Source organism: Candidatus Hadarchaeales archaeon, from assembly GCA_038823825.1.
Classification (GTDB): Archaea; Hadarchaeota; Hadarchaeia; order Hadarchaeales; family Hadarchaeaceae; genus JAVZGN01.
This window is the reverse complement of sequence record JAWBCC010000001.1, coordinates 146301-166996: the sequence shown is the minus strand read 5'-3', so window position 1 is coordinate 166996 and position 20696 is coordinate 146301. Positions and strand designations below refer to the sequence as shown.

The window sequence follows — 20696 nt, the reverse complement described above, 5'->3', positions numbered from 1 at the left end:
TTTGGTTGAAATGGGAAAGCTGTTCGGAACCTTTGGGGTCAGAGGAATCGTGAACCGTGAGCTCACGCCAGAACTCGCATACAAACTCGGTCTCGCCTTAGCCACCCACTTGGGAGGAACCGGAACTGTTGCGATCGGGAGAGATAACAGAACTTCGGGAGAGATGTTCGAGCAAGCAGTCGCAGCAGGTCTTATGGCTGGTGGTTGTGATGTTCTCAGACTAGGACTAACGCCCACCCCCGTTCTTTCTTTTGCTGTCAGATACTTCTCCTGTGATGCTGGAGTTATCATAACGGCATCGCACAACCCGGCGGAATACAATGGGATAAAATTCTTGGGCTCTGACGGAGCAGGTTTCGAAAGAGAACGCGAAACGGAGATAGAAAAAATCGTTGAGGAAAACGGAAAAACTGTGAGCTGGGAAAAATGTGGAAAAAGCTCCACGGCCGACGCTATTGAGCCCTATGTCCGGAATCTTCTGACCAAAATCCCAAAATTTGAGAGAAAGCTGAAAGTCGTCGTTGATTGCGGAAACGCTGTCGGCGCTCTGGTCACTCCATACATCCTGAGGGATCTTGGATGTGAAGTTATCTCCATGAATTCCCAGCTCGATGGAACATTTCCAGCGAGAAAACTCGAACCAGTTCCGGAAAATCTGGGAGAACTGTCAAAAGCAGTCGTGGCGTGTGAGGCCGACGTTGGAATCGCGCATGATGGAGACGCTGACAGGACGGCGATCGTGGACGAAAATGGAGAAATTTTGATGGGCGATAGAACCTTCGCCATTGCCGCACTTCACTATCTGCGCGGGAGAAGAAATCCTAAAATAATCACCACGGTGGCAACGAGCTCCGTTATTGACGATGTAGCGGAGAGACTTGGTGGTAGCGTCGTGAGAACTAAGGTTGGAGAGCCGGAAATCGTGGGAGAATACAAAAGAAATGGTGGAGATATCGGAGGGGAAGAAAACGGTGGTGTTCTTTTCTTTGACTGGACTCCCTGTCGGGATGGAATAATGACTGCTGTCCAATTCATCGCCGAGCTGGCAGAAAGCGGTCTAAAAGTTTCTGAGCTAAACAACACACTCCCGAAATACTACCAAGTAAAGATGAGGATCGAGTGTCCGCATGAACTAAAACAAAAGGTCATGGAAGTCCTCCGAAATAAATTCTCTGGAGAAAGGATATGCACGATTGACGGTGTTAGAGTGGATTTCGAAGATGGATGGTTCATCGTCAGACCATCCGGCACAGAGCCGATATTCAGATGCTTTGCTGAAGCCAAGACTCCAGAGAGAGCAAAAGAACTGGCAGAAATCGGAATGAGAGAATTAAAGTCGTGCCTTAGTGGACTGTAAAAAAGATCCATCGCTCAAGAAAAGTCAACTTTTTCATCGTTTTAAATATCTTCCAACGATCGGGATTTTTTCCCCGCAGTCCGGACACTTTCCGTTTCTCACTCTATACTCGGTTATGTAGAAGCCGCGCCTCTCGATTAGCAGACCTCCACAGCTTGGACAGTATGTGTTGTCGAACTCGTGGCCCGGAACATTTCCGATGTACACGAACTTCACACCGGCTTTCCTCGCGATTTCAACGGCCATCTCTAGCGTCTCCACCGGTGTTGGGGGTTTGTCCGTCATTTTGAAGTGTGGATAAAATCTGCTGAAGTGAACCGGCACATTTTCGCCGAGTTTTTCAACCACCCATCTGCTGAATTTTTCTATCTCTTCACGTCCATCATTTTCTCCCGGAATTATGAGATATGTGATCTCAAGATGAACCCCATGTTCGACCATCCATTCGCAAGATTCGAGCACAGGTTGTATGCTTGTAACCCCACAAATCCTGCGGTAAAAATCTTCAGAAAAGGCTTTTACATCGACGTTTGCAGCGTCGATGTATTTACCTATTTCTTCCAGAGCTTCAATCGTCATGAAGCCGTTCGTAACATAAACGTTGTAAAGATTTCTCTTGTGAGCGATTTTCCCGACATCGATCGCGTACTCAGACCAAAGCGTTGGCTCCGTGTAAGTATGAGCGATACCGGAAGAACCGCTTTCCTCTGTCATGTCAACGAGCCTCTCTGGAGGAATCTCCTCACATGGAATGTCGAATATGCTGGCCTGCGAAATTTCCCAGTTCTGACAGTGCTTGCAGAAGAAGTTGCAGCCGGGAGCCGCTATTGAAAAGACATCGCTTCCGGGCCAAAAATGATAAAGCGGTTTTTTCTCTATCGGATCTACGGCCATCGAGACGATCGAGCCGTAAACGAGCGAGAACATCTTTCCATCCTCGTTTATTCTCGCCCTGCACACGCCTGTTTTCCCATCTGCAATCTCGCATCTTCTCGCACAGAGAAAACATCGGACTTTCTTTCCGGACATTTTCTCCCAGAATTTCGCTTCAACCTTCATTATGTCACCCTAAACTCATGCCCGCACTTTGGACACTTTATCATTGGACAACCAGATACTGAGGTCGGACAACCGCTACAAGATGTTATCCTAGCATAAGATCTGCTGAACGTGAAACCGCACCTCGGACAACTGAGAATATCTTTTCTCATCAAGTAAAACTCCTTCCTACACCCTTAAATCATCGTTTTTTATTGGTGAACAGAAGTTTATCAGATGAGCGAAGACATCGAAAAGGCCGCGGAGGAGATAATTCAATCCTTCTTGCAGGCGGTGCGAGATCTACCGGAGACCAAGGAAACTTACTACAGTTACGAGATGTATAACACAACAAGAGAAGATGCTCCACCGAACAAGGAAAAACTCGCAGAATTCAGAAAAAGATTTCTCTCTATAGCACCGAAAAAAGATGAAGAAGGTAATATCCGGGTGGAGGTTGCGACTTGGGTAGAACGCTAGAGAAGTTGGAAAAAATTAGGAATGGGGAGATCTCTGCCGAGGAAAATGTTCTAGAATTCCTCGAGAGGATTGAAAAGCTAAACGGAAAAATAAACGCGTTCATAGAAATCAACCCAAATGCCATTGAAGAGGCTAGGAAAATCGACGAAAAAATAAAAAGAGGTGAAAAGATCGGTAAACTGGCCGGGCTGGCGATAGCCGTCAAATCAAACATAAATGTTTTGGGTCTCAGAGCAACATGCGCATCGAAAACGCTTGAGGATTACGTCTGTCCCTACGATGCGGAGGTCATCAAAAGAATCAAGAGAGAGGATGGGATCATCATAGGGATGACCAACATGGATGAGTTCGCCTGCGGATCGAGCGGAGAAAGCAGCGCATTCGGTCCGACAGATAACCCCTCAGCACCCGGCAGGATACCCGGAGGATCGAGCAGCGGGAGTGCAGCGGCGGTTGCGGCGGAATTCTGCGATCTGGCCCTCGGGACAGACACTGGCGGATCAATAAGAAATCCCGCAAGCCACTGTGGAATCGTTGGGATAAAGCCAACGTATGGACTGGTTCCCAGACATGGCTTGATAGATCTGGGCATGAGTCTCGATCAAATAGGACCGCTCGCTACTGACGTCGACGGGGCCGCGCTTCTTCTGGAAGTCATGGCAGGAAAAAATGAGAAAGAATGTATGATGCTCGATGTCAAAAAAGTTCAATATTTGGGAAAGTTGACTGACGACATAAAAGGCATGAAAATCGGCGTGAGTGAAAAATTCCGCCTTCTCACGGATGAGCGGATAATGGAAGTCATCGATGGAGCAGTTGAAAGGTTAAGAGATCTCGGAGCGGAAATCGTAGAGGTAGACCTTCCAAATCTCGAGAAAGCTTTACCGGCATATTATCTCATCGTCTCCGTCGAATTTTTTTCGGCTACTAGGAAGTTTGACGGAAGAAAGTACGGAAAAAGAATAGAAGAAGTCTGCGGCGAGGAAGTTTTACGAAGGATAAGACGCGGTTCATACATAAGTCGCAAGGAATACCGGGGGAAATACTACCAGCGGGCTCTTCAAGTCAGAACGATAATAAAAGAAGAGCTGATGCGCGTTCTCAGTAATGTTGACGTGATCGTTGGCCCGACTGTTCCAAAACTTCCACATAGACTCGGAACCAAACTTGCGCCAATGGAGATGTATAGCTACGACTATCTGACGGTTCCGGCAAATTTAGCCGGAATATGCGGAGGTGTTGTGAAAGTAGGAGAAGTAGACGGAATACCAGTGGGCCTACAGGTTCAAGGAAAACCCCTCGGCGAACTTGATGTCTTTCGGGTTCTTAAAGCACTTGAAGGATCAAACGATTAACCCGTTCTGCCTGCAGATTCGGTTAGCTCTCTAAGTTTCTTTGCAAGTTCTCTCGTCAGCTGTCCAGGTAAAAGCCTCCACCTCCAATTTCCGCTCGCCGTTCCGGGAACGTTCATTCTCGCCTCGCTTCCGAGTCCAAGCAGATCTTGGGCAGGAATCATTGAGACTAGAGCTCTGGAAAACATGACCAATTTGATGAACTCGAAGGGGAGCTCATCTGATTTTACTTCCTTTCTCAAGTAATGGAAAACTCTGCTCCTAACTTGAGGATTCGCTTCATTCTCAAACCAGCCTCGAACGGTGTTCGTATCGTGGGTCCCCGTGTACGCCAAACAGTGTTCGTCAAAGCGGTGAGGTAAATGAATGCTCTCTGGAAAATCGTCACCGAATCCAAAGATCAGGACTCTCATCCCGGGTAAGTTGAATTTTTTAATGACCTCAACGACATCTGAGGTTATCACGCCCAGATCCTCAGCTACAAACGGCATTTCAGGGAATTTCTGTTTGACACGACTGAGAAGTTTCTCTGCTGGAGCTGGGACCCATCTGCCGTTGATCGCTGTCGTCTGTCCAGCTTCTACTTCCCAGTACGCCACCAAACCCCTAAAGTGATCTATTCTGACCAAATCAAAGAGTTTCAAGGCATGCTCTACTCTAGATAACCACCAGGCGAAACCATCTTTCTCGTGTTCCGACCACCTATAGACGGGAGTTCCCCAAAGTTGTCCGGTCGGGGAAAAATAATCTGGAGGAACACCAGAAATGTGCGTAGGCAGCAGCCTCTCGTCAAGTTTGAAGAGTTCCGGATGAGCCCAGACATCGCAGCTATCGTATGCGGGATATATAGGTATGTCTCCTAAAATCTTTATCCCTAATTCTTTACACCTTCGCCTAATTTCTTCCCATTGCTTGAAGAAAATGTACTGACCGAAAATCACGCGTTTTATTTCTTTCTGTTTTTCGAGTCTAATGCTTTGAAGAACCTTCCAGTTTCTCTCTCTAACTTCCTTTGGCCATCTGCTCCATTCAGTCCCGAATTTCCGCTTGAGAACCGTGAAAAGCGCATAATCTTCCAACCAGTAGGAGTTCTGTCCAGCAAATTCTTCCAGTTCCTTCTTTTCGCCAAAATTCGAGAAAGCCTTATCTAAGATTTTCCTCTTTAAATCTGTGACGGTCTGATAGTCGACTGGTCCGTGTGGTAAATAGGAGATTTGTGAGAGATCTAGAAGACCATCGCGAGCCAAAAGTTCTGGACTAACTAAAAGCTCATTTCCTGCAAAGAGGGAACTGCTCACGTACGGCGAATTCCCTGTTGATGGATCTGTTGGCGTAAGCGGCAAAACCTGCCAAATCCTCTGACCGGCCTCGGCTAAGAAATCCAGAAATTCTAGGCATTTGGAGCCAAAATCTCCCACACCAAATTCTGCAGGTAAGGAAGATACGTGTAAAACAATTCCACTTCCTCTCTTCAGCATATGCCACCACCCAGTATCCTTCGCAGGATTTCAGCCTCTTTTCCGGAACTTCCGGTGTGAAGCTTGCGAATGGCAAAAGTTCTTACCAGCCATTCGTCAACACCTGGTCGGACCATGTCGAGTAGGTCGATCATCTTTTCCAACTTTTCTACGTCCGAGGATGCGATTAACTCACGAAGCTTTTGTCTCATCAGAGAAACCTGCTCTATGCATGGCTCAAAACCGGCTTGCCGGAGCTCGAGGAGTGTAGATCTTGCTTTCTCGAAATCTAGCTTTTCCACTGCTCCCCTCAGTTCAGAAAGAAGAGCGAGTAGCCACAACAGACGAACTCCGGAGAGAAATCCCTGCTCGACAAATTTCAACCTCATGAGAGATTTTCGGAGTTCCATGAGAAGCTCTGAATCGAGAAGACGTGTGAACATCTCTCTTCGCTCCTCGTCGAACAGTTCAGAAATGGTGTGCTCCCTTTCCCCAGATCTGCGGAAATAGCTGATAACAGCACCCGCCCCATTCTCTAAGAAAAGCTCGAGAATTCCGTCTAGATTCCAGCTCCCAGCTTTGGAGATCCAGGCGAGCATAGTGTTGCTTCTCAAGGCAACAAAGTCTAACTCCTCCTGCTCGAGGGTTGCTTCGCTGGAGATCTTCATCCGGCCAGCCACTAGCCTATGCCCGTCCTTTTGAACATCATTGTGCAACTTGTTCTCAATTCTGTAAACATAAAACTTGAAGGAATTTGGATATTCGGACTGCAGGAAAATTAGAGCAAAATTTGCCGCAACTCTTTTCAGATCGGTCTTCAGGGGGAGCACAACATTGCGGTATATCATGGAACCGTTTCCGAATTGTGAAATGTTGCTTCTGGCTTCCTTTAGAATTTCCAAGAAGCTTCCCTCAAGATATATACCCGTAACCTGCCTCGCCAGCTGCATCGCCCTAGAAGCTTGTGAGAGTATTTGGATCGACGAGATATCTGAGATGTCATCGAAGAACCAGCCACAACTTGTAAACATCTGCATCGCCTGCCTCTCCATTTCGAGCAGCAGAGTAACCTTGATCTTCTCCTCTTGGGTCAATCTTCTGCGAGCGTGCTTGGAGAAGAACTTCTCAATGTTTTCTGGGCTTCTATCCGCCAATATTTCAATATAATCATCCCTGGCAGCCCACGAATCCTTGAGATATTCCGACGAAAAACACTCATATATTTCGATAAGATGCCTGTTGAGCCATTCCATCGCCTTACGCAGAGGCTCCCTCCACTCCTGCGACCAATTGGGATGCATGCCGGTGTTACACCCACAGTTTCTCCTCCATCTTTCCACGCCATGGAAACAACTCCAAGAAGTGTTCTCGCGAATTTCTACCTCCGCCCTAGGGGGATTATGTTCTAGATACTCAGCCGGTATCGTGAGCTGTACATTATCTTTCCCGGATAGGACCTCTACACACTTGGAGAGTTCCCGAGAACCGCAGGGCGTGTGATGACCAAATGTTTCTCCATCTACGGCAACCAAAACGATTTCAGAATCTGAGACAGAATTTTCCAGTCTTTTAGCCAATTCTTGACCGTTTTTGGCTAGGCCGCCGAATGCGACATCGTTTGAAATAACATCATCGCGGAAAAGAATGAACATTTCCCTGCCTGATGGAAGTCTGCAGACATACGGAATTCTCGGATTAATTCTACCACCTGTTTCTTGCCACCCTTTGCCCGCATATTTCACCCTTTTAGCCTGGTGAGGTGAGAGAATGGTAAACTTTATCCCGAAATCAGCCAAGATTTCTAAAGTCTTCAGATCCACAGCCATTTCCGGAAGCCACATTCCTTCAGGTTTTCTGCCAAATCTTCTTTCGAAGTCCCGCACACCCCAGGCAACAATTGTGCGCTTGTCAAGGTCATTGGCAAGAGGGAGAATCACATGGAAATATGGATGAGCAATTGCCGAACCATGGCCAGAAAATCTCTTTTGGGATTTTCCGTCGGCGCTCAAGATCTTCTCATAAACTTCTGGAGAATGCCTCTCCAGCCAGTTCAAGAGGGTTGGACCAAAATCAAAACTCATGAATTCGTAATTGCTCACAAAATCTCCGTCGATAAAGCGGGCAAAGGCGTTGGGGGCGTAACACTCGGAGTTTATTTTGTCATTCCAGTCGTGATATGGATACGCAGAAGTTTGGGTCTCAACTTCCTCAAGCCATGGATTTTCCCTGGGTGGCTGGTAAAAATGACCATGGATGCAAATGTATTTCATGAAAACATCACCCTGAAGATTTTAGGAAAATCGCAGCAAGCGGAGGAAGGGTCAGACGCACAGAATATTGTCTTCCGTGAAATGGGGTCTCTTCGGCCTGAACCCTTCCAAGGTTGCCAACTCCAGAACCCCAATACTCTTTCGCGTCGCTGTTCAGCTTTTCTTCCCAGAAACCTCCTCTCGGAACACCCACCCGGTAATCATACCTAGGAACGGGAGTGAAATTGAGAACCACCAGTATTATGTCTTCTGTAGATTTTCCCTTTCTGATGTATGATATTATGCTTTTCTCCCAGTCACTGAAATCTATCCATTCAAATCCTTGGAGGTCAAAATCCAACTCGTGCATCGCTGGCTCAGATCTGTAAAATTTGTTGAGATCTCTGACCCATCGCTGGACTCCCGCATGACTCTCATATTGAAGGAGATGCCAGTCCAAACTCTCTTCATGGTTCCATTCCCGTCTCTGACCAAACTCCCCTCCCATGAAAAGAAGCTTCTTTCCTGGATGGGAATACATGTAGGCATAGAGAAGCCTCAGATTGGCAAACTTTTGCCAATCATCTCCCGGCATCTTCTCTAGAAGAGATCTCTTCCCGTGAACCACTTCGTCGTGAGAAAGCGGAAGGATGAAATTCTCCGTATAAGCATACCACATGCTGAAAGTAAGCTGGTCGTGATGATATTTTCGATAGATTGGATCCTTTGAGAAATAGAAGAGAGTGTCATGCATCCAACCCATTTTCCACTTCATTCCGAAGCCTAAACCGCCAACATAAGTTGGTCTGGTGACCATCGGCCAAGCGGTTGACTCCTCCGCAATCATCTGGACATCTGGAAAGCTCGAGTAAACAATTTCATTCAATCTTCTGATGAGATATATCGCTTCTAGGTTTTCTTTACCCCCGTACTCATTTGGAATCCACTCACCGTTTCTGCGGGAGTAATCCAAATAAAGCATGGACGCCACGGCGTCTATTCTCAGACCATCAGCGTGATATTTGTCAAGCCAGAAAAGAGCGCTGCTTATGAGAAAGTTTCTCACTTCATATCTACCATAGTTGAAGATTGCCGTCTTCCAGTCTGGATGAATCCCTTTTCTCGGATCTGCGTGCTCATAGAGATGTGTTCCGTCGAAGAAATAGAGACCATGGCCGTCCATCGGAAAGTGAGAGGGAACCCAATCCAAAAATACTCCTATACCGCGCTGGTGGAGATAATCCACAAAAAACATGAAATCTTGTGGTGTTCCGTACCTCGATGTCGGAGCAAAATAACCAGTGATTTCATATCCCCAAGAGCCATAGAGTGGGTGCTCCATTACTGGAAGAAGTTCAACGTGAGTGAAGCCCATGTCCTCGACATAATCGGCAAGAAGTTTGGCAGACTCTCTGTAGGTCAGAAATCTGTTGCCATCCTCCGGAACTCGTCTCCAAGAACCCAAATGAACCTCGTAAATCGCAATCGGGGCATCCAACGAGTTCTTCTTACTTCTCTCCCTCATCCAGTCATCATCACCCCACTTGTAGTCAAGATCCCAAACTATCGAGGCGGTTTTCGGCGGAACCTCATGGTAAAAACCTACCGGATCCGCCTTGTCTGCTTTATAACCGAACTTTGACTCAATGTGATATTTGTAGAGATCGCCTTTCTTAACACCTGGAATGAACCCTTCCCAGATCCCTGATGCATCCCAGCGCGGAGCTAGCGGATGGATGCCCGGCTTCCAACCGTTAAAATCTCCAATTACGGAAACCCTTTCAGCATTTGGTGCCCAAACAGCAAAGTATGCACCTTTTTCTCCGTCTGCTTCCATCAGATGACATCCAAGTTTGTCGTATATCTTGAAATGATTTCCTTGCTTGAAGAGATAGATGTCGTAATCCGTGAAGCGGCTGACGTCGTGCCTCACGGTTGCCATTTTCTCAACCGAGCACTCTTTCATAGACCTTGAGCAATTTAGCGAGAGAGTTAGCCCATGAAAACTTTTTAACTTTTTCTCTTCCACCACGAGCCACAAATTCCCTTCCGTCTGCAGACTCGAGCAGATAGTTTATCCCCCAAGCAATAGACTCAGGCCATGGAAATACTTTTACACCATCTACAAAGTTTTCTATATTCTCTCCCAAACCCCCAACATCCGTTGCAACAACAGGCTTACCGGCCGCCCAAGCTTCGAGGAGAGCTATCCCAAATGGCTCGTTTCTGCTCGGCAAGCAAACGATATCGCAGGCGTTCAATATTTCTAGAAACTCGCGATAAGGAACAAAACCGAGAAATCTGGTGGCATGCGAAATTCCCAGTTCTCTGGCCCTCTGCTCGAGGTAGCCCTTCATGCCACCGCTCCCGGAAAATATGAATCTAGCTTGGGGATGGGCCTCTAAGACTTTCGGTATTGCCTCGACGAGAAGATCCGGTCCTTTCTGATATTCCATTCTGCCCACAAAGTGAATCACGGGAGAGGAGGGATCTATTCCGTATCTCTTTTTGACTTCAGCCGGATCTACGTTTAGCTGATACTTTGCCGGATCGACGGCATTAGGTATTACTTCGATTTTGTTCATAGGAATTTTATATAACCAGTTCAACTCGCCTTTCATCGCGTTCGAGACGGTAGTCACCACATCCGAGATCTGTCCACCCCACCACTCTTTCTTCGAGATTTCACGGAATTCCCACCAATCACCAAACTTTGAACCATTTCTTCCGTATTCTGTGGAATGGAAAGTAAGCACGGCGGGATATCCCTCTTTCTTGAGTTTATCTAGCGCATCGACAACCATCCAGTCATGTCCGTGAATTATGTCAAACTTGCCCTCATATTTCTCGACCTCCCGGAGAGTTTTCACCATCGACATGGACATGTTATATGCAAACTGCACACAGTTCATACCGGGATCAAATTCGCAGATGTAATAGTTCACGCCGTTTATGTACATGTAGCTCGGTTGTCCGGGAGCTCCACGCGTGAACATGTAAACCTCGTGGCCGGCTTTTGCCAGCTCTTCGCAGAGCCTTGTCGCGACTACTCCCAGTCCTCCAACCTGCAGCGTGTAAAGGGATTCCCAGCTCAATACCCCTATTCTCATGATCCTCCACAAAACTAACCGCTAAACCTATTTAAAAATGGAGTAAACTGCGAAAAATTTTGCGAAACGATTAATAGAACATCTGAACACAAAATTGTGGGGAGATCGTTGGAGAAATGGCTTGCGATAGCCGTTTCGCTGGTTTGTGTCGCTGCTTCAATCAGCGGTTCTTTTTATTTGATGTCTAAAGGGAAAGTCACGCTCTCCCCGCCTTATGTTCTCACGCCCGATCTTCTCGAAACAGAGAACGAACAGATTACTCTCAGTTGGGCGATTATGGAGGGAGTGAAATACAGGGTACAAATCAGCCAAGATCAGAACTTTTCCGCGATTCTGATGGAATTCGAGGATTTAGAAACCGGAAATGTCTCCTTACACTTACCTGGACCGGGTACCTACTACTGGAGAGTCAGAACAGAAAAAGGAAAAGATTTCAGCTCCTGGTCAGACGTTAGAAGAATAGTTGTCTACGAACCGGTTATACCAACTCTGCAAAGTCCTGAGAATTCCGCCGAAATTCGTTCGCTGACAGTGACTCTTGGATGGAGTGGACCGCAAAATGTTTCCTTCAGGGTTCAAGTTGCCACATCCATTCTCTTCCAGAATCCGATAGTGGATAATCTCGTAAACACTTTCTCAATGCAGATTAGCCTGCCTTCCCCCGGCACCTACTACTGGAGGGTCAGAATTGAGAACGCGGGTAGAATTGGCAAATGGTCAAGCATATGGAACTTTAGGGTGGCTGTGGAAAATATTCCTCCAACTCTCTTCCTGCTTCTGCCTGAAAACGGTTCCATACTGACAGAAAACACTATTTTCTTCACGTGGGTTGGAGAGAATGATGCTTCCTACCTCTTCCAGCTCAGCGGACTTGACGATTTCTCCGTTCCAATCGAGAATCTTCTGCTTGCTGAAAACAGCCTGATTTTACAGCTTTCTCCGGGCGTTTACTTCTGGAGAGTTGCGAGGGTAGTGGAAAATGTTGCTCGAGAATGGTCGGCGATCTGGACCTTTACCGTCCTCGCAGAAAATGTGCAATTACAATTTGGAAAACACGTCATAATCATCACCATAGATGGATGTCGTCCCGATATTCTTCTGGAAGCTAACACGCCTTACATAGACATGCTCGCCGAAAACGCTCTCTATAACTGGCTCGGTGTGACGGTTTACCCGTCCACCACCCCGGTAGCTCACGCATCACTCTTCACAGGAGCATATCCTGAGGATCATTGTTACGAAACCTCTGGAGACACTTTAGAGGCAGAAACGATTTTTGAGGTTGCTGAAAGTTACGGCTATCGAACTGCTCTCCTCGACGGGAAGGGCGGCAGGATAGCTGGACTGGAAAGAGGCGTAACTTGGGTCAAGAACGATGTGGACTACCGTGCGATAGGGGATCCATATGCTGACATCAGAGTAATGGAAAACGCGATCAAGATATTCATCCAGCATAAACCAACCTTAATGTTTGTTCTTCTTCCGATGGTCGATTCAACCGGGCACAGTTATGGTCATGAAAGCCAACAGTATAGGCAAGCTATAGAGCGAGCGGATGCGGCGATTGGAATACTTGTGGAGAATCTGAAAAATTTGGGACTCTATGAAAACACAATCCTCATAATTGTCAGCGATCATGGGATGACAGGGACCAATCATGGGAGCATAGAACTTGGAGACATGGCTATTCCCATCATCGTTTCCGGGTCGGGCATAGAGAAAAGAAAAGTCCTCGGAGCAGAAATCGTTGACATTGCACCGACGGTCGCAGATCTCCTTAGGATAAGAAAACCAAACAAATGTAGAGGAATAAGCCTCTTCGAGCGCCGATCTGACAACATTTTCGACGAGAGCGATGTGATATATCAGATCATGACTGATAGGTTTGCGAATGGAGATCCATCTAATGACAACTTTGGTTATGGAGAATACCGTCCCGGCAACCTCTTCTTCTATCAGGGTGGCGACTGGCAGGGGATCATAGACAAGCTGGCGTACATCAAGCACCTCGGAGTAACTGCGATCTGGATATCTTCCGTACATTGGAACCAGTGGCTAGACGTTCCTGGAAACTCGGCTGGATATCACGGCTACTGGCCGTACGACTTCTATAAACCCGAGCCTCACTTCGGAGATTTGGAAAAGTTGAAAGAGCTGGTGAGAAAAGCGAGCGATATGGGGATTGCGGTTGTGACCGAAGCTATACCCAATCATACGGGAGACTTTCTGTATGATGCTCCCGGTACGCGACGTTGGAGAAATAGAGACGAAACTCGGTCACCGGAACTCAAGCCTGCTCCACCCTTCGACAATTTGCAGTGGTATCACAACTATGGACACATTGAAGATTGGGATGACCCATTCCAGAGGATCTACCATGACCTCAGAGGCAACATAAGACAGCCAAATGTGTGGGGAGGACTGGACGACCTCGCTCAGGAAATTCCGGAAGTGAAATTGGAGCTTTTCAAGGTTTATAACTACTGGAAGAATGAGGTCGGCTTTGCCGCGTTTAGATTTGATGCGAGTAAACATGTACCGGATAACTTTAGAAGAGAATTCCAAGAAAACGTGGGGATTCCGTGCTTCGGGGAATCTTGGTATGGAGATCCATCAGTTCTAGCGCAACACTGGAAAGACGGTCCACTCTGGGGCTTTCAGGATTTCCCACTCATGTTTGCCGCTAGAGATGTCTTCGCCAGTGAGCAATCTTTTGACAGAATTTCTTCGATTCTCGCGCAGGATATCAACTATCCCAATCCATCTCGTTTGGTTACATCTTTCGAGAGCCACGACATTGAGAGATTCTTGTATGTAGCAGGTGGAGACAACCAGAGACTGAAGCTTGCGCTGACGTTCCTCCTAACGTGCCGTGGCGTTCCTTCTCTCTTCTACGGCACAGAGCAAGGACTTTCCGGTGGAGCGGATCCAAACAACAGGGGGATGATGCCATCCTTCAACATGACGCCGATATATCTCCACATAAAACGGTTGAACGAAATAAGACAGAGATATCCAGCAATCTCGCGCGGCCCACAGTATGAACTTTATAAAGAAACTTCCGTTTACGCCTACCGCAGAGTTTATCAAAACGAACAAGCGATAGTCATCTTGAATAACTCTTGGAGTAACAGAACTCTCTCCATTTCCGTTCCGCTGCCACCGGGCACAGAGCTTGTTAACTTGCTGAACACGGACGACAAAGTGACAGTTGGAAGCGATGGAAAAATAACTGTAAGCTTGAGCGCAAAGGAAGGAAAGATTTACTCCAACGTGGTACGCGAGAATTATTCGAGAGGTGCTCCACCTCCGCAGCCGACTTATTCAACGACAACGATCAGAGTTCACTACGACGTTGGGTGGGGAAATTCAATCTACATAAGAGGAGACACGCCTCCTCTTTCCTGGAGCGTCGGGCTACCAGCAACCTGGACTGAGGGAAACATCTGGGTCTGGGAGACGAACCAAATCCCAGATGGTCAGAGATTCGAGTTCAAACCCCTCATAAACGACGAGCGATGGAGCATTGGAGCCAATTACGTAGGCTACGGAGGTCAAACTATTGACGTTTTCCCGACCTTTTGAAAATTTTTGAGCTGAGGAAGAAACCGACTACTGCACCTACGCAGAAGAGAACAGCAATTGTGACGTATTCTATTAGAGGTGTTGATGGCGGTGAAGTGATGGCAAACCAAGACAGCCCGGTTGCTTTAGCCGAGTAATATGCGTAAGTGGCGTCCTTCCCGGCATAACTGGTGGATATTTCCTTCCAGTCTCCGTCATAACGCAATAACCTTATGTCACGTGTCGAGAGTCCATTCTTCTCGAGCCAGCTGAGCTCGACCCTGAAAGAAAACTTCACTTCTGCGATATCTCCGGCAGGTACGGTAGACTCCACGACGAAGACTCGGTAAACCTTTGCACGCTTGGGCAAAGGAACTTCAACCCAGTTTTCCCAGGGCATAAGCTCTTCGACGTAAATCGCCGGAGCAGCGACATCCTTATTTGTCTTCACTCTTATTTCTTGAATGCTTGTTTGATATCCGACTAGTGCGAAGGCACGCTCAACTCCTGCTTGGAGTCGGTCTGCAGTCAGACGAATTCCGAGTCCTCCGGTAACCTTAATTCCGATCGAAGACGTAAAGACGCTCGCGTTTCCTGCTCTGTCAACGGCTCTGAACTTTACGCTATTCTGTCCGAGTTGGAAGGTAACCCACAGCGTGAAGCTTCCATTCTCTGCCACATTTTCCGCAACTAGGGAATCGTTAACAAAACACTGAACGGTTGCATTCGCCTCCGCTGTTCCAACTATCATCCATCTCCTAACCCTAGTGCTGGCCGGCAAGGATGTCAAAATCTCTGGAGCTGATGGGGGTATAGTATCTACCGTAAAGGATGCGCTGGCCGCTGGTCCCGTTTTTAATTCTGTCTTCGCTCTTACCCTCCAATAATATTTTCCATCTGATAGATCAAACTGAAGCTGGTAAGAAGTATCTGTTAGAGCGTTTTCGACCACGAGAGGACTTGAGAAGTCTTGGCTATCATCGAGTTCAAAGATGTACACCACATCAAAAATGCTTTGTACAGGAGACCAACGGAACTGCGGTCTTTTCGTGTTGATGAAACCCGTGGGGGAGAGGCCCGTGGGGGCTGGTAGCGCCGTGAGATCAACAATGAAAGAGGACACAACCCAATCACTCAGATTTCCGGCATTGTCCTTCGCTCTCACTCTCCAGTAGTAAACCCTTTCCTCTAGGTCGATTGTGAGAGTATACGAGTTCTCCGTGAGACCAGAATTGTCTACGATAAGGGTAGAGAAAGTTGGGGAGCCACTCAGTTGAAGATCGTACGTCACAGGCATGCTTACGTCGGTCACAGTCGACCATCTGAGTGTTGGTCTCCTCACATTCACGCTTTCACCATTTTCAGGATACAAGATCTCTGGTGGTTGTGGTGGAGTAATGTCGACGATAAATCTTTTGGTCACGGAATTCTCACCGATCTGGTCGAGGTTGTCCTTCGCGCAAACTCTCCAGTACCATATTCCCTCGGGAAGCTCAACCTGCCAGCTATTCTCCATGACCCAGCCGGATGTGAAGTTTTCGTATGGAAAACCTGCATCATCACTCAGAGCGACACGATACAGAACCGGCTCTGATGCATCCGGAACTCTCGTCCAGCTTAAGGTTATTCGATTTTCTTTTGTGCAGAAGTTATCGGGCGGAGAAATCGGCGTTGGAGCCGGTGGTGGTCCGAGATCTAGCCGAAAGCGTCTGACCTCCGACCAGTTGCTCGCGTTTCCATCATAGTCTTCTGCTCTAACCCTCCAGAAGTATACTCCTTCTCCGATGCTCGGCTGATAAGAGTTTTCTTTCACATATATATCAACAACAGTTGTGGAAAAGTCGGAAACTTTAGAAATCTGAAGGCGATATCCGAGACCGGAGGATGGTTGCGGATCTACTGACGCCGTCCAGCGTAAGGTCGGAACCGATGTCAGCAAAGCGTCGTTCTCTGGCGAAATAAGAGAAACAGCGGCTGGCGGTATGTTTTCGTAAAAGATGATCATGAAGTCATAGTTGTCCACAGGCTGAACTGTGCTCTCCGTTCTAGTTTGCGGAAAATCATACATTTTTCCTGTTCCTCCGTTCCTCGGAAAAGTGTCATCGGCGTAACTATCGATGTCCACCTGCGTTCCTATATTCACCGGATTTTGCCAGATGTCCCAGCTGTATGTGCCCGTTCCGCCGTTGTCAACGAGATAGAACCTATACCACATTCTTGCCGGCCTTCCCGGAGCGGGAATTGTGGTAACCCAGTATTCGTACGTCCCATCCGAGCTTTCTTTTGACATCCGATATCTCACGGCGGCATTTTCAACAACATTGTTTTCATAAATGTTCTCCCACCAGATTCTAAGCCAAACTTCGCTCAGGTCGTTCTCATTTGTTCTAAGCCTGACAGTTACGTTTTGATCATATAGAATGCGCCTTCCTCTATCAAGCAATGGGGGGAGTACTGTCGTTTCCCCTTGGGGTGAGAAGTAGAAGGAATTGTCTTGATCATGTAAAACGCCCTCCCACCAGATATCGCTATCTATTGAAGCGCCTACAGGGACAGATCCTACGACCTCGCCATTCGAAGCAAAACTCACGTCAAAATAATAATCGACTATTTGATCTTGGACCTCGTTCCAAGTGGTTGGTCCGGTTGTTGTTATCGCATCAAGAGCATCGGAGGTATTAGAAATGTCCACAGAATTGTCGTCGGTATTCTGTCTGTGAGTTATCACCGTGAACCTCAGGGTGCAAGGTGGCGAAACTCCAAGTCTCGCCCATCCAACTCTGAACTCGATTGTTTCATTTTGGGCAGATATCGCTTGAGTGTCATCTGATGTCGCCTGATCCACCCAACTTGTATTAAACACATAAACCCTCTGTGATCCGCTCCCAAATCTCGTCATAATCAGACGCTCCCAACGCGCGGAGTTGCTCGTCGCTGTGTCTGACCATCCACCAAACCAGTTCTCCCCTGATCCGGCTATCCTATCGGTATCCACTGCAACTTGGACACACGGAGCTCCACTTCCAGATTCTATGTCGATATCGACCATTTTTGCCATGAAGTATATATATTGTGTATCGGCAGTGATTCTGAACTCTAAAAGATCCACTCTTCTATCCGGTTGCCAATTATTCAGGTCTGTACGCTCGTCGCCTTGCGCATCCTTCCATATGAATTCCCCGGCGGAAACAGTAAACGTGTTTACAGTTGTTGGCGGGGTGCCAGTCCAGTCGGCTGGAGAACCATCAACGGTCCTAGTGGGCGCATTGACTGGAACTGTATGAACCAAAGAAAGCAGAAGAAAGACTGCAAAAATTAGTGAGAAGAGTTTGCCCGTTATCCGGATTTTGCCGATAAGAACACCTATTGCCAAGCCGATCGCAGAAAGAATACTGCCATATGTTACAATCATTCCACTGTCAATTCCCGTGGGTGGAGAATATTCAGCAGAAGTTGTAACATTTTGGGAGAATGACGCAAGAAGTTCTCCTTCTCCGCTGTAGGCTTCTAGCCTTAGACTGCTTGAGCCAGGAGGAAGTGTGACGGCTATGCTGAAACTTCCATCTCCACCAGCCGTTGCCGTCTGAACGACCTGACCATTTATGAGAACTTTCAAAGATGCTCCTGGTATAGGATTACCGGCTTGATCTTCGACCACCCCGCTGAGTATAATGTCAGAACCCGCTATAGTGGATGGTATTGGTCTCAGACTCAACTGAGCCGATATGGGCGAGATGCTTCCAATGCTTTGACCGGTTGATGAAGCATACTGACTGTCACCTTGAAAAGTTGCGGTAATGGTCACTGAAGTTTGAGCGGTAACAGATGGGGCCGTGTAGGTTGCGGCAGCCATTCCGTTTGAATCTGTGACGGAGGAGGACGATATGCTCCCGACAGTTGCCGACCACAAAATCGTCTTTCCTGCGACCGGATTGTTTTCGTTATCCTTCAAAATCGCCATCAGAGTTCTCGAAGCTCCTGAAGCTAGCGAAAAGGAGGTAGGATCTATTGTTAAGGTTGTTGGCTTGACTCCCGGAGGTGGCGCCGGAGCTTCTGACACAACCACCAATTTGGAGACTGTCGCGCTCGCGCCTCCATCGTCAGTCACCGTCAGCTTTACTGTGTATGTTCCGGATGCTGTATAGACCTTTGTTGGATTACGCTGGGTGCTCGAAGTCCCGTCGCCAAAATCCCATAGCCAGGAAACTATTGTCCCATCTGGATCTCTCGAGTTATCAGTAAACTGCACGGTTTCACCTGGAGCGGGAGAAGTGGGAGAAAACGTGAAATCTGCAACCGGTGGTTGGTTTGATGTGTAAACCAGAATCGCTGCCCACATGTTTTCGACAGTTAGCGAAACAGTTCCGTTTGTTACCGTATACTTTCGATTTCCATTTAGAACATCGACGAGCTCCGTACCATTGGGAACTTTTCCGGTGAGATTGAGAGTAACGCTCTGCGGGGAAGCGCCACTGTTGTAGACGAGAACCGCATATTCAGTTCTCCAGTTCGAATATTTTGTTAAACTTGGATTTGGAAGTTTTCGGAATAGTGCCAAAATCTTCTTACCATCATCCGTCATCAGAGTCTCGACCGTTCCAGTTCTAAGGACTTGATAACTCTTTCTTATCGAAATCAAGTTTTGGTAGTGCCTGAAGATATCCCAGTTCGGAACGTCTGGTTGTTCAGGGACCGGGTATCCTAGCTCTGGCCAGGGGAACGGTCTTCTAGTAAACGGATCCGCATCTCTGACTGTTCCACTCCCCCTCGGATAGTCGCTCGTCATCCCGACCTCATCCCCATACCATATGCACGGGGCGCCTGGGTATGTCATCTGGAAAATCACGGCAAGCTTAACCCTGTCAATTCTTCCACCAACACGCGTTCTCAGTCTGTGATCGTCATGCGAACTCAGAATGTTAAGCTGTGTGTAGAAAGCATCTGCCGGATATGCATTCTTTATGTACTCCAGTCTCCCCGCGAAGCTGCTCGGACTAGCCGTTCCATTAACCCAGTCTATAACCGCGTGCATCCAAGCATAGTTCATGACGCCGTCTAGGTAACCCTGAGTAACGTAATCTGGCTGAGCTGCCGTTCCATGGTCTGGTTCCGCGACGAGGTATCCCTCTGAATTCAGCTGGCTGAAGGCTTGACTGAATTCCCGCCAGAACGCCCAGCCAAATCTATCTTTCATCTGCATGGCGACATCGAGACGCCAGCCGTCTATTCCTATATCGTTCCAGTATTTCAACAGACTGTTTGAACTTCGGTAAAGGTAGTCTTTGTATCCTTCAGTAAGTTGGAGCTGCGGAACATGAGAAAAATTGTTCCATCCCTCATAGTTCAGAGGCCATTGCCAAAATTTGTACCAACTGAAATATGGTGAATTTTGACTTTCGTATGCACCCAGATAATCTGGGAATCTATTTTCGCGGTCAAACCATGGATGTGTACAACTCGTGTGGTTGAACACACCGTCAAGAATCACCCTTATTCCCTTCTCCTTTAGCGCGGAGAGCATTTGTTTGAACATGTCGAGCCCGCCATAAAACTTGTTGGCTGATTCATAGTTTTCAACCGTATAACCGTGGAAGTGCGGACCGTCATGAATCGGATTAAAGTATATTGCTGTTATTCCGAGATTCTCAAGATAAGGAAGTTTGTCCATTATCCCCTTGAAATCGCCGCCATAATAGTCTCTTCCGAGTGTAGGTGCATATCTCAAGTTTCCATAATCGTCCGGCCAGAGTACGTTTGTTTCAACATCCTCCGTCCAGCGCATTTTTCTAGCATAGAGATCTGGGAAAGTGACACCGTTTATATTAGTCCAGGAGCGAAGGAGAAGGGTGTTATTGTCCGGATCATTAGACGGGTCTCCGTTGTAAAAACGGTCGACCATTATCTGATAAAAAACTGCGTTCATTACCCAATCGGGCGCCCGATATGTCGAAGGTGAAGCAGCCGCTCCAACGTCCAAAATTTTAGACGAAGAAGCAAATGGCGCCATAAAGAAAAGCGCCAAAAAAACAAATGCAGGAAAGATTTTTTTCAACGTCACCTTTTAATTTTTTCCATATATTCCTAATAAA

The 20696-nt window shown here is 47.4% G+C and carries 11 protein-coding genes; 4 read left to right on the top strand and 7 right to left on the bottom strand.

Annotated features, from left to right (window positions below; all coding sequences use genetic code 11):
- The first annotated feature begins 10 nt into the window (after positions 1-10).
- On the top strand, positions 11-1357 hold the full coding sequence (glmM, locus tag QXF64_00805; protein ID MEM1689036.1) for a phosphoglucosamine mutase: 1347 nt from the start codon (positions 11-13) through the stop codon (positions 1355-1357).
- A gap of 33 nt (positions 1358-1390) precedes the next feature.
- Here glmM and amrS read toward each other — a convergent pair whose 3' ends face one another.
- On the bottom strand, positions 1391-2416 hold the full coding sequence (gene amrS, locus QXF64_00800; protein ID MEM1689035.1) for an AmmeMemoRadiSam system radical SAM enzyme: 1026 nt from the start codon (positions 2414-2416) through the stop codon (positions 1391-1393).
- Positions 2416-2568, bottom strand: a complete 153-nt coding sequence (locus QXF64_00795; GenBank protein ID MEM1689034.1) for a hypothetical protein — start codon at positions 2566-2568, stop codon at positions 2416-2418. The genes amrS and QXF64_00795 overlap by 1 nt, the downstream gene beginning before the upstream one ends.
- Positions 2569-2632: 64 nt before the next feature.
- Here QXF64_00795 and QXF64_00790 point away from each other — a divergent pair, with 64 nt between their 5' ends.
- Together QXF64_00790 and gatA are read left to right on the top strand one after the other, a co-directional pair.
- Complete coding sequence (locus tag QXF64_00790) at positions 2633-2875, top strand: hypothetical protein (protein MEM1689033.1); 243 nt, start codon at positions 2633-2635, stop codon at positions 2873-2875.
- Positions 2860-4230 (top strand): Asp-tRNA(Asn)/Glu-tRNA(Gln) amidotransferase subunit GatA, encoded by a 1371-nt coding sequence (gatA, locus tag QXF64_00785; GenBank protein ID MEM1689032.1) that lies wholly within the window; start codon positions 2860-2862, stop codon positions 4228-4230. The genes QXF64_00790 and gatA overlap by 16 nt, the downstream gene beginning before the upstream one ends.
- On the opposite strand, the gene malQ is transcribed toward gatA, so the two are convergent.
- From malQ to QXF64_00765, 4 genes are read right to left on the bottom strand one after another with little or no spacing between them, the layout of a single operon-like run.
- Positions 4227-5705 carry a 4-alpha-glucanotransferase gene (malQ, locus tag QXF64_00780; GenBank protein MEM1689031.1) on the bottom strand — a complete coding sequence of 493 codons (1479 nt, stop codon included), beginning with the start codon at positions 5703-5705 and terminating at the stop codon, positions 4227-4229. The genes gatA and malQ overlap by 4 nt on opposite strands.
- Positions 5699-7954, bottom strand: coding sequence for a DUF3536 domain-containing protein (locus tag QXF64_00775; protein ID MEM1689030.1), 2256 nt, complete (start codon positions 7952-7954; stop codon positions 5699-5701). The genes malQ and QXF64_00775 overlap by 7 nt, the downstream gene beginning before the upstream one ends.
- 7 nt (positions 7955-7961) lie before the next feature.
- Positions 7962-9899, bottom strand: a complete 1938-nt coding sequence (gene glgB / locus QXF64_00770; GenBank protein ID MEM1689029.1) for a 1,4-alpha-glucan branching protein GlgB — start codon at positions 9897-9899, stop codon at positions 7962-7964.
- Complete coding sequence (locus QXF64_00765) at positions 9880-11043, bottom strand: glycosyltransferase family 4 protein (GenBank protein MEM1689028.1); 1164 nt, start codon at positions 11041-11043, stop codon at positions 9880-9882. The genes glgB and QXF64_00765 overlap by 20 nt, the downstream gene beginning before the upstream one ends.
- Before the next feature lie 96 nt (positions 11044-11139).
- Here QXF64_00765 and QXF64_00760 point away from each other — a divergent pair, with 96 nt between their 5' ends.
- Positions 11140-14628 (top strand): alpha-amylase family glycosyl hydrolase, encoded by a 3489-nt coding sequence (locus QXF64_00760; protein MEM1689027.1) that lies wholly within the window; start codon positions 11140-11142, stop codon positions 14626-14628.
- Here QXF64_00760 and QXF64_00755 read toward each other — a convergent pair.
- The gene (locus QXF64_00755; protein MEM1689026.1) at positions 14603-20584 is read right to left on the bottom strand and encodes an alpha amylase N-terminal ig-like domain-containing protein; all 5982 of its coding nucleotides are present in this window, start codon (positions 20582-20584) and stop codon (positions 14603-14605) included. The genes QXF64_00760 and QXF64_00755 overlap by 26 nt on opposite strands.
- Positions 20585-20696: the final 112 nt, after the last annotated feature.